Origin of the sequence: Streptomyces sp. NPDC059900, from assembly GCF_050270335.1 — a bacterium.
In the GTDB taxonomy this organism is placed as follows: domain Bacteria; phylum Actinomycetota; class Actinomycetes; order Streptomycetales; family Streptomycetaceae; genus Streptomyces.
On the sequence record NZ_JBNNJZ010000723.1, the window covers coordinates 1 to 3,648 of the forward strand.

Below are 3,648 nucleotides of genomic sequence, written 5' to 3' on the forward strand. Positions count from 1 at the left end.
AAGACCAACAGAAACAAGTAGGAGTCCATCAGTTAAAGAGACACGCCCGCCTCGATGTTCAGCTGCTGGGAGAGGCCGAACGCGGAGAGGCCGTACGCCAGGCCGTACGACATGGCCTTGATCTTGCGGCGCATCTCGGCGTCGACGGCGGAGCCCTCCACGCCGAACACCTGGGAGGCCACGGTCGTGTGCAGGTCCTCGCCCGACTCGAACGCCTCAAGGAGGCCCTCGTCCTCGGAGAGGTGGGCCATCACGCGCAGTTCGATCTGGCTGTAGTCCGCGGTCATCAGGGACTCGAAGCCCTCGCCGACCACGAAGCCGCGGCGGATCGCGCGGCCCTCGTCCGTGCGGACCGGGATGTTCTGGAGGTTCGGTTCCGTGGAGGAGAGGCGGCCGGTGGCCGCGACCGTCTGGTTGAACGTGGTGTGGATGCGGCCGTCCGCGGCGATCGCCTTGATGAGGCCCTCGACCGTGACGCGCAGCTTCGCCTGCTCGCGGTGGCGCAGCATGATGACCGGCAGTTCGTTCTCGGTCTGGGCCGCGAGCCAGGCCAGGGCGTCCGCGTCCGTGGTGTACCCGGTCTTGGTCTTCTTCGTCTTGGGGAGGTTCAGCTCCCCGAAGAGGACTTCCTGGAGCTGCTTGGGCGAGCCGAGGTTGAACTCGTGCCCCGCCGCGTCGTGCGCCTCCTTCACCGCCTGCTGCACCGCGCCCGCGAACTGCTGCTCCATCGCCTCCAGATGGGCTCGGTCCGCCGCGATGCCGTGCCGCTCCAGGCGGGCCAGGAGGGTGGACGTCGGCAGTTCGATGTCCGTCAGGAGGTCACCGGCGCCGACCTCCTTGAGCTTCTCGCCGAAGGCCGTGCCCAGGTCGAGGATCGTGCGGGCCTGCGACATCAGGGCGTCGGCCTCGGCCTGGTCGTCCTCTTCCGTACCGAAGGCGAGCTGTCCCTCGGCGGCGGAGGCGGGGGCCAGCTCCCGGCCGAGGTACTCCAGGGACAGGGCGTCCAGGGCGAAGGAGCGGCGGCCCGGCTTGACCAGGTACGCGGCGAGGGCGGTGTCCATGGTGACGCCGTCCACGCTCCAGCCGTGCTCCGGGAAGACCCGCATCACGGCCTTCGCGTTGTGCAGGACCTTGGGCTTCTGCGGGTCGGCGATCCAGGCCGCGAAGGCGTTCTCGTCGGCCTCGTCCAGGCGGGAGGGGTCGAACCAGGCCGCCGCTCCGCCGGCCGCCGCGAGGGCGACCTCGGTCACCGAGCCCGTGCCGAGCTGCCAGGTGTCGACCGTGGCCACACCGAGGACCGCCTTGCCGTGCTCGGCGAGCCACGGGCCGACCTCGCCCGCGCCGAGCACCGCGCCGTCCAGTTCCACGCCGGGCTCGGCCGGGGTCTGCTCGGCCTCCTCGGCGCCGGGGTCGACGGCGAGCAGACGCTCGCGCAGCGAGGGGTTACGGATCTCCAGGGTGTCCAGGACCATGGCCAGGGCCGTGCGGTCGTACGGAGCGCGCTCCAGGTCGCCGACGGCCTTGGGGAGCTCGACGTCCCGGACCATCTCCGTCAGGCGGCGGTTCAGCTTCACCGCGTCCAGGTGATCGCGGAAGTTCTGGCCGGCCTTGCCCTTGACCTCCTCGGCGCGCTCGACGAGGTCCGCGAAGGAACCGAACTGGTTGATCCACTTCGCGGCGGTCTTCTCGCCGACACCGGGGATGCCCGGCAGGTTGTCCGACGGGTCGCCGCGCAGGGCCGCGAAGTCCGGATACTGGCCGGGCGTGAGGCCGTACTTCTCCTCAACCTTCTCCGGCGTGAAGCGCGTCAGCTCGGAGACGCCCTTCGTGGGGTAGAGCACCGTCACGTGGTCGGTGATCAGCTGGAAGGAGTCGCGGTCGCCGGTGACGATCAGGACGTCGAAGCCGGCCGCCTCGGCCTGCGTGGCGAGCGTGGCGATGACGTCGTCCGCCTCGAAGCCGTCCACCGCGAAGCGCACCGCGTTCATCGCGTCGAGCACCTCGCCGATCAGCTCGACCTGGCCCTTGAACTCGTCCGGGGTCTTGGAGCGGTTCGCCTTGTACTCGGGGAACTCCGAGGAGCGCCATGTCTTGCGCGAGACGTCGAAGGCCACCGCGAAGTGCGTGGGCGCCTCGTCGCGCAGCGTGTTCGCCAGCATCGACGCGAAGCCGTAGATCGCGTTCGTCGGCTGGCCCGTCGCGGTCGTGAAGTTCTCCGCGGGCAGCGCGAAGAACGCCCGGTAGGCCAGGGAGTGCCCGTCCATGAGGAGCAGGCGCGGACGCTGCTCGCCACTGGGCTTCGTCGCGGTCTCGGACTTCTTCTGCGCTGCTTTTTCTGCCACGTCCCCGATCCTGCCACGCCCCACTGACACTCAGGCCCAACCCTTACCCGCCACCGCGCCGTCACCGGCGCGTGGGAGGATCGGAGACGTACCTCACGCATGTGCTCGAAGGGGAGCCGATCATGGCAAGGAAGTCGCCCAAGGGTGATCCCGTCCAGGACGCGCCGCAGGTAGCCGAGGTGCAGCATGCCGCGGCGGGGCTTCCCGCCATCGGGCACACGCTGCGCATCGCCCAGCAGCAGATGGGCGTGCGGCGCACGGCGCTGACCCTGCTCCGGGTCAACCAGAAGGACGGCTTCGACTGCCCCGGCTGCGCCTGGCCCGAGCCGGAGCACCGGCACAAGGCGGAGTTCTGCGAGAACGGCGCGAAGGCGGTCGCCGAGGAGGCCACGCTGCGCCGCGTCACCCCCGACTTCTTCGCCGCGCACCCCGTCTCGGACCTCGCGACGCGCAGTGGGTACTGGCTGGGCCAGCAGGGCCGCCTCACCCACCCGGTGTATCTGGCGGAGGGCGCCGAGCGCTATGAACCCGTCTCCTGGGAGCGGGCCTTCGACATCATCGCCGAGGAGCTCGCCGAGCTGGAGAGCCCGGACGAGTCCGTTTACTACACCTCGGGCCGCACCAGCAACGAAGCGGCGTTCCTGTACCAGCTGTTCGCCCGCGAGCTGGGCACGAACAACCTGCCCGACTGCTCGAACATGTGCCACGAGTCGTCCGGCTCGGCCCTCACGGAGACCATCGGGGTCGGCAAGGGCAGCGTCCTCCTGGAGGACCTCTACAAGTCGGACCTGATCATCGTCGCGGGGCAGAACCCGGGCACGAACCACCCGCGCATGCTCTCCGCCCTGGAGAAGGCGAAGAACAACGGCGCGAAGATCATCACGGTCAATCCGCTGCCCGAGGCGGGCCTGGAGCGCTTCAAGAACCCGCAGACCCCGCAGGGCATGCTCAAGGGCACCGCCCTGACCGACCTGTTCCTGCAGATCCGCCTCGGCGGCGACCAGGCCCTCTTCCGGCTCCTGAACAAGCTCGTCCTGGAGACGGAGGGCGCGGTCGACGAGGAGTTCGTCCGCGAGCACACCCACGGGTACGAGGCGTTCGCCGAGGCCGCGCGCACCGCCGACTGGGACGAGACCCTCGCGGCCACGGGCCTGGAGCGCGAGCGCATCGAGGAAGCCCTCGCCATGGTCCTCGCCTCCAAGCGCACCGTCGTGTGCTGGGCGATGGGCCTGACCCAGCACAAGCACGCCGTGCCGACCATCCGCGAGGTCGTCAACTTCCTTCTGCTGCGCGGCAACATCGGCCG

At 69.7% G+C, this 3,648-nt stretch carries 1 protein-coding gene and 1 pseudogene; one reads left to right on the plus strand and one right to left on the minus strand.

What is annotated here, in order from left to right; all coding sequences use genetic code 11:
* Positions 1 to 44 precede the first annotated feature (44 nt).
* Positions 45 to 2,264: pseudogene (gene polA / locus ACQKIP_RS42720) on the minus strand (DNA polymerase I); the annotation flags it as partial.
* A gap of 200 nt (positions 2,265 to 2,464) precedes the next feature.
* On the opposite strand from polA, the gene ACQKIP_RS42725 reads away from it, so the two are divergent.
* On the plus strand, positions 2,465 to 3,648 hold a 1,184-nt coding region (locus ACQKIP_RS42725), incomplete at its 3' end, for a molybdopterin-dependent oxidoreductase (RefSeq protein WP_427745479.1).